The sequence below is a fragment of the Streptomyces sp. NPDC054842 genome, from assembly GCF_053611025.1.
The window spans coordinates 1-6146 of record NZ_JBSGZN010000097.1; the positions used below are offsets into that span (position 1 = coordinate 1).

Consider the following 6146-nt stretch of genomic DNA (forward strand, 5'->3'; position numbering starts at 1 on the left):
GTCCCTGAGGGAAGCCCCGGCCGGCCCGGGTGTTCTCGCGGCGGCCCGGCGAGCGGTGGCCGCCGGACGCGCGAGCGCCCGCCCTCCGTGTACGGGGGAGTAACGAGGGCGGGCGCGCAGGGGGTGAGCGCCGGATCAGCCGGCGTTCCTGATCGCGGAGATGTCGAAGTTCAGCTTGATCTTGTCCGAGACCAGGACACCGCCGGTCTCCAGGGCCGCGTTCCAGGTGAGGCCCCACTCGGAGCGCAGGATCTCCGACGTGCCCTCGAAGCCGACGCGCTCGTTGCCGAACGGGTCCTTCGCGGCGCCGTTGAACTCCAGGTCGATGCTGAGCGGCCGGGTGGTGCCGAGGATCGACAGCTCGCCGGTGACCCGGTAGTCGTCGCCGCCCAGGGCCTCCACGGAGGACGACCGGAAGGTCATCGCCGGGAACTCGTCGGTCTTGAAGAAGTCGGCGCTCTTGAGGTGGCCGTCGCGGTCGGCGTTGCCCGTGGCGACGCTGTCCATCTTGACGTCCAGCGAGACGGTGGACTTCGACGGGTCGGAACCGTCGAGGTGCAGCGTGCCCTCGAAGTCCTGGAAGCCGCCCTTGACGTTCGTGACCATGGCGTGGCGGGCGACGAAGCCGATCGTCGAGTGCGCCGGGTCGATCGTGTAGTCGCCGGTCAGCGCGGCCAGGTCGGCGGAGGGTGCCGTCTCGGTCAGCGTGGCGGTGGCGGCGGTGGTGTCGTCGGTGTTCTTGCGGCCGAAGATGCCCATGTCGTGCTCCTTGGGGGACGGGTCGCGATCCTCACGGAAGTGGCGACCGCGGAGTCTGTTTAACTTTCAACGAGGTCAACACGGACGACCGTAGACCTATTCCGTTCGGTTTTCAACATCATCCGGAGCGTGTTCATGGCGTTACGGTGCGTTTTGCCTGCGCGCCGCCGAAGGTTCCTCCAGCTGTGACGGTCCGCCCTCTGGTGGACACGCGTAGACCTCGGGCACCATCTCCCTGCTCCACCTGCACAGCCGCCCCGCCACAAGCACGGTCACCCGCAGGAAGGACATCCCCATGAAGATCCGCTCCGCCCTGACCGCACTCGCCCTCGTGGTCGCCCCCGGTGTCGCCGTCGTCGGCACCGCGACCGACGCGTTCGCCGTCACCAAGATCAGTCACGCCACGGCCACCTCGATGTTCCGCGAGGTCGGCATCACCTGGTCCTCGTCCGGCAACTGCTCCGACCGCTACAACTCCACCTGCACGTCCTTCGAGCAGCTCAACCTCGCCACCGCGCAGGGCGCCCAGACCCTCAAGCGGGCCAGCGGCTGCGCGCTGAACATCACGGGCGGCACCGAGACCGGCCACGCGAGCGGCACGTACTCGCACTGGAACGGCTACAAGCTCGACTTCAGCAGGACCACCTGCGTCACCGGCTACGTCAAGAACAACTTCACGTACATCGGCCTGCGCGGTGACGGCGCCCCGCAGTACAAGTCCGGCTCCGGCAACATCTACGCCGACGAGGGCAACCACTGGGACGTCCTCTACTACAACTGCGGCGGCTGCTGACCCGGAGCCGGGCGTGCGGTGACCCGTCCGGGCACAGCCCCGCCTGGTTCCCCCGCGTGGGGTGAGGTGGTAGACGGCATGGGCATGACTTCGACTCGCCGCTCGTTCCTGCTCGCGGCCGCGCTCACGGCCACCGCCGCCGCCTCACCCCCCGCGGCCGCCACCGGTGCCCCCGCCGCCGACGACGAGTACGACGCCCTCCGCCTGCGCTGGCTGTCCCTGGCCCTCGGCACCGGCTACGACGCGCGGGCGGAACCGTACGCCTCCCGGCTCCGCGAGACCGGCGCCCTCGCGGCCGGCTTCCGTACGACGATGGCGCCGGGCCCCGCCTCCCTGTGGCCCGGCCACCCCTTCGACCCGCCCGCCGGCATCACCCAGAGCTTCGGCAGGCTCTGGACGATGACCCAGGCGTACGTCCAGGACGGCACCGGTGCGACCGGCGACCCCGCGCTCCTCGCGGACGTCCTGCGCGGCCTCGACCACGTCCTCGCGACGGTCTACAACCCCGCGACCAGCCGGTACGGCAACTGGTGGGAGTGGCAGATCGGCAGCCCCCGGCTCCTCATGGACATCGTCGCCGCCCTGTACGGCCGGCTCACCGAGGCGCAGCGGGCGGCGGCCTGCGCGGCCGTCGACCACTTCGTCCCGGACGCGATGCTCCTCGACTACTCCGGCACCTCGACCGGCGCCAACCGCGTCGACCTCTGCCGCTCCGTCGCCCTGCGCGGCGTCCTCGGCCGGGACCCCGGGAAGATCGCGCTCGCCCGGGACGCCCTCTCGCCGGTCTTCCCGTACGTGACCCGGGGCGACGGGCTGTACGCCGACGGCTCGTTCGTCCAGCACACCTGGGTGGCCTACTCGGGGACGTACGGGCAGGTCCTGCTCGACGGGCTGGGCCGGCTGTTCGCGCTGCTGGCCGGGTCCCGCTGGGAGGTGACCGACCCGGCCCGGAGCGTCGTCCTCGACAGCGTCGAGCACGCCTACGCGCCGCTGATCCACGACGGCCTGGTGATGGACAGCGTCAACGGGCGGGCCGTCAGCCGCGGCCACCTCAAGAGCGACGACCGGCACGTCCTGCGCAGCGACCACTTCCACGGCCAGGGCCTGATCGCCGCGATCGCGCTGCTGGCCGAGGGTGCCGGTGCCGCCGAACGGGAGCGCTGGCACGCGCGGATCAAGGGCTGGATCGAGCGCGACACGGTGACCCCGATCCTGACGGCCCCCCAGTTCGGGGTGGCCGACCTGGCGCGGCTGCACGCCGTCGCCGCGTCCGGCGCGGTGGCCGCGCCCGAACCCGCCGGGCACCGGCTCTTCGCCGCGATGGACCGCGCCGTGCACCGCGGTCCCGGTTTCGCCGCGAACCTCTCGATGGCGTCGGAGCGCATCGCGCACTACGAGTGCGGCAACGGCGAGAACCCGCGCGGCTGGCACACCGGCGCCGGGATGCTGCTCTGGTGGGCGGGGGACTCCGGCCAGTACACGGACTGGTACTGGCCGACGGTGGACTGGTACCGGCTGCCCGGAACGACCGTCTCCACGCGGCGCCTGGCCGACCGGGAGGGCGGGGAGTGGGGCGCGGCCCGGCCCGACGCGGTCTGGGTCGGCGGCACGACGGACGGCTCCTGCGCCGCCGTGGGCCAGCACCTGCGGGGCCTCGGCTCCACCCTGGAGGCCCGTAAGTCGTGGTTCTGCCTGCCGGACGCGCTGGTCTGCCTCGGCGCCGGCATCACCGCCGGCGACGGGGTCCCGGTCGAGACGGTGGTCGACAACCGCAACCTGGGCGAGAACGGCACCGCGAGCCTCACGCGCGGCGGACGCTGGGCGCACCTCGAAGGCCACGGCGGCTGGGTCTTCCCCGGCCCCGGGGGCGCGGCGGCGCTGCGCACCCTGCGTGAGGACCGCACGGGCGCCTGGTCCGACATCAACACCACGAGCACGACGGAGCGGCGCACCCGGCGCTGGCAGACCCTCTGGCTCGACCACGGCACCGACCCCGTCGACGCCGCGTACGCCTACGTCCTCATGCCCGGCGCGTCGCGGCGGGCGGTCGCGGCCCGCGCCGCGGACCGGCGCTGGCTGTCGGTACTCGCCAACGACGCCCGCTGTCAGGCGGTGCACGTCGACTCCGCCGGCCTGACCGCCGCGAACTTCTGGGCGGCCGGCACGGCGGGCCCGCTCACCTCCTCGGCGGGCGCGAGCGTGCTGGTCCGCCGACGGGGCCGCACCACTACTCTCTGCGTGAGCGAACCGCCGCGCACCGGTGAGGCCCTGGAGATCACCTGGGACCGGCCGGTGCGCCGGGTCCTCAGGGCGGACCCCGGGGTGGAGATCCTCGCGACGGGCCGCCGTCTGCGGCTGCGCGTCACTCCGGGGACGGTATGTGCCACCCGTGAATGTGAGGTGACTCTCAGCTGACGGGTTTGTGCGACCTCTACAAGCCGACGGCCCTCTGAGCAGTCGGATCGCCTGCACCGGGTCCGGGTTCTGTCCGGTGGTACCAGGAAAACGGCCCGGAGACTGTACGGAGTCGACGGCCCGGTTTGCTTGCCGGACTTCGTAAGGTCGCTACATGACCGTTTTGGACGACGCTGGACCTGCCGGGAGCGAACCCACTGACGCGCGCGGACGCGTGGCCGAACTGCACGCGATCCGTGCACAGGCGCTGCGGGGCCCCAGCGACAAGGCGACCGAGGCCCAGCACGCCAAGGGCAAGCTGACCGCCCGGGAGCGCATCGAGCTGCTGCTCGACCCCGGGTCCTTCCAGGAGGTCGAGCAGCTGCGCCGGCACCGGGCGACCGGGTTCGGCCTGGAGGCCAAGAAGCCGTACACGGACGGCGTCATCACCGGCTGGGGCACGGTGGAGGGCCGCACGGTCTTCGTCTACGCCCACGACTTCCGGATCTTCGGCGGCGCGCTGGGCGAGGCCCACGCCACCAAGATCCACAAGATCATGGACATGGCCATCGCGGCCGGGGCGCCGCTGGTCTCCCTGAACGACGGCGCCGGCGCCCGCATCCAGGAGGGCGTCTCGGCGCTCGCCGGGTACGGCGGCATCTTCCAGCGCAACACCCGGGCCTCCGGCGTCATCCCGCAGATCTCGGTGATGCTCGGCCCCTGCGCGGGCGGCGCCGCCTACAGCCCCGCCCTCACGGACTTCGTGTTCATGGTCCGCGAGACCTCGCAGATGTTCATCACCGGACCGGACGTCGTCAAGGCGGTCACCGGCGAGGAGATCACGCAGAACGGCCTGGGCGGCGCCGACGTGCACGCCGAGACCTCCGGCGTCTGCCACTTCGCCTACGACGACGAGGAGACGTGCCTCGCCGAGGTGCGCTACCTGCTGTCGATGCTCCCGCAGAACAACCGGGAGAACCCGCCGACGACCCACTCCGAGGACCCCGCCGAGCGCCGCTCGGACGTCCTGCTGGACCTGGTCCCGGCGGACGGCAACCGGCCGTACGACATGACCAAGGTCATCGAGGAGCTCGTCGACGACGGCGACTACCTGGAGATCCACGAGCGCTGGGCGCGCAACATCATCTGCGCGCTGGCGCGGCTCGACGGCCGGGTCGTCGGCATCGTCGCCAACCAGCCGCAGAGCCTTGCCGGTGTCCTCGACATCGAGGCGTCGGAGAAGGCCGCGCGCTTCGTCCAGATGTGCGACGCGTTCAACATCCCGATCGTCACCCTTCTGGACGTCCCCGGCTTCCTCCCGGGCGTCGACCAGGAGCACGGTGGGATCATCCGCCACGGCGCGAAGCTCCTCTACGCCTACTGCAACGCCACCGTGCCGCGGATCTCGCTGATCCTGCGCAAGGCCTACGGAGGTGCGTACATCGTCATGGATTCCCAGTCCATCGGCGCCGACCTCACCTACGCCTGGCCGACGAACGAGATCGCCGTGATGGGCGCCGAGGGTGCCGCCAACGTCATCTTCCGCCGCCAGATCGCCGAGGCCGAGGACCCCGAGGCCATGCGGGCCCGCATGGTCAAGGAGTACAAGTCCGAGCTGATGCACCCGTACTACGCCGCCGAGCGCGGCCTGGTCGACGACGTCATCGACCCGGCCGAGACCCGCGAGGTGCTCATCCGCTCGCTGGCGATGCTCCACAGCAAGCACGCGGACCTGCCCTCCCGCAAGCACGGCAACCCCCCGCAGTAACCCCGCGGACCCTCCGCGGTACCCCCGCGGAAACCTCTCTCACGGAGACTGAGACCTATGAGCACCCCTGACATCCGCGTCGAGAAGGGCCACGCCGAGCCCGAGGAGGTCGCCGCCATCACGGCGATCCTCCTGGCCCGCGCCGCCGCCGCGCCCGCCGACGCCGTCCCGGTCCACCGCCGCCGCGGCCGCGCCGGCTGGCGCCGCCTGGAGCGCGAGCCCGGCTTCCGCGCCCCGCACAGCTGGCGCTAGCGCACCCACCACCACTCACCGCAGGGGCCCGTTCCGCCGAGGAACGGGCCCCTGCGGCATGCTCCGGGCGCCCGGGGCACGGCATACGACAGGGGCGCCCACTCCCCACGGAGGGGGCGCCCCAGGGTCGCGGTGCGGCCGTGCCTAGCCCAGGCGGGCCCTCAGCGCGTGCTCGTCGAG

Annotated in this window: 5 protein-coding genes; 4 read left to right on the plus strand and 1 reads right to left on the minus strand. The window is 72.0% G+C overall.

The window, feature by feature from the left end:
* Nucleotides 1-135: 135 nt before the first annotated feature.
* Entirely contained in the window at nucleotides 136-759 is a 624-nt protein-coding gene (locus tag ACWGIS_RS36145; protein ID WP_453366757.1) for a YceI family protein, read from the minus strand.
* A 295-nt stretch (nucleotides 760-1054) separates the two neighbouring features.
* Between ACWGIS_RS36145 and ACWGIS_RS36150 the strand changes: the two genes are divergently transcribed.
* The 4 genes from ACWGIS_RS36150 (at nucleotide 1055) to ACWGIS_RS36165 (ending at nucleotide 5966) form a co-directional block, all read left to right on the plus strand.
* Nucleotides 1055-1552 (plus strand): hypothetical protein, encoded by a 498-nt coding sequence (locus ACWGIS_RS36150; protein WP_453366758.1) that lies wholly within the window; start codon nucleotides 1055-1057, stop codon nucleotides 1550-1552.
* A gap of 78 nt (nucleotides 1553-1630) precedes the next feature.
* On the plus strand, nucleotides 1631-3967 hold the full coding sequence (locus ACWGIS_RS36155) for a polysaccharide lyase 8 family protein (protein WP_453366759.1): 2337 nt from the start codon (nucleotides 1631-1633) through the stop codon (nucleotides 3965-3967).
* Nucleotides 3968-4121: 154 nt separating this feature from the next.
* A complete protein-coding gene (locus tag ACWGIS_RS36160) occupies nucleotides 4122-5714 on the plus strand; it encodes an acyl-CoA carboxylase subunit beta (protein ID WP_453366760.1) in 1593 nt (530 codons plus the stop codon).
* A 57-nt stretch (nucleotides 5715-5771) separates the two neighbouring features.
* Complete coding sequence (locus tag ACWGIS_RS36165) at nucleotides 5772-5966, plus strand: acyl-CoA carboxylase subunit epsilon (protein ID WP_453366761.1); 195 nt, start codon at nucleotides 5772-5774, stop codon at nucleotides 5964-5966.
* The last annotated feature ends 180 nt before the right edge of the window (nucleotides 5967-6146 follow it).